This is a genomic window from Quadrisphaera granulorum, assembly GCF_003149145.1.
GTDB lineage: Bacteria > Actinomycetota > Actinomycetes > Actinomycetales > Quadrisphaeraceae > Quadrisphaera > Quadrisphaera granulorum.
On record NZ_QGDQ01000083.1, the window covers coordinates 1 to 1,163 of the forward strand.

Sequence of the window (1,163 nt, forward strand, 5' to 3'; positions counted from 1 at the left end):
TGAGCCTTTGCCACTAGGACTTTGAGTGGTGACGCTGCGTCACACGGTGTGGTGGTGCTCCAGGTGCAGCACCACCAGCGCCGCAGCGACGATGGTCCCGATCCGGGTGGGGCACAGGCTCACCCGGCGCAGGCCCTTGAAGTACTTCAGCAGCGCGTTGCCCCGCTCCGCCGGGGCCCGGCGGGCGTTGTGGGCCTTGTTCGCCTCGGCCACGTCCTCGGGCAGGCCGGAGCCGTCGGTGGGCGCCTTGACGGCGCACACCAGCGTGCCGTTCTCCCCCTCATAGCCCAGGTCGGCCAGCACCTGGTGCTCGTCGTCGCTGAAGTCCGCCAGGGCCTGGAGGAGGTCGTTGTGGGTGCGGGCGCAGGTGATGTCGTGCTCCCGGCCCGGGCGTACCGGGGAGGTCCAGATCGGCCACCCGTCGGGTGCAGTGATGACCTGGACGTTCCCGCCGTGGCAGTGGTGCTTCCCACTCCACCACAAGTCCACCTTGCGGCTGCTCTGCTCGCCATTGCGCTTCTTGCGGCTGGTCGGGCCGGGGATGGAGCAGCGGTCGGTTTCGATGAGAGTCCCGTCGATGGCGACGTGCTCATGCCCAGCCTCACGCGCCGCAGCCAGCGCCGCGCGCAGATCGGGTGCCTTCTGGCCCAGGACGTCAAGAACCTCGTGGACGTAGCGGTAGGCCGTACGCAGGCTGACGGCGTTGTCGACGGCGAGCTGGACGATGCGAGTCTGATCGATCAGCCAGCGGGCGAACATCACCGCCTGGGCAAAGCAGCCCAACGCTCGGCGTCCGGTGCGGGTACCCAGATGGGCGCGGTGGTCGCGCAGGTGAGCAGCGATGGCTTGGACGGTGGGGCGTGACAGTGGCAGCACCGCCTGGTAGGTCACCGGTCGGGTGTCAACGGCGGTGTCGACGCCGCTGCGGGCGTGGTCACGGTCCTGGTTGTCGACGGCGGCAGCGACCGCTTCCAGCAGAGAAGGGACCTGGGTGGCCTCGTTGTCGTTGCGGGTCGAGGTGGAGATGGCACGATCGAGCACGGTGGGACTCCGGGGGAAGAGTCGATCTTTGAGCGGACCGATCCATCCTCCGGAGTTCCATCCTCGACCCGCAACCCGAGGTCACGCAGCGTCACCGCAGACGCGCTAGTGGCAAAGGCTCA

The 1,163-nt window shown here is 68.4% G+C and carries 1 protein-coding gene; it reads right to left on the reverse strand.

Annotated elements, in window-relative coordinates; genetic code table 11:
* Positions 1–39: 39 nt before the first annotated feature.
* Positions 40–876 (reverse strand): transposase family protein, encoded by an 837-nt coding sequence (locus tag BXY45_RS22795; protein ID WP_170131707.1) that lies wholly within the window; start codon positions 874–876, stop codon positions 40–42.
* Between the last annotated feature and the right edge of the window lie 287 nt (positions 877–1,163).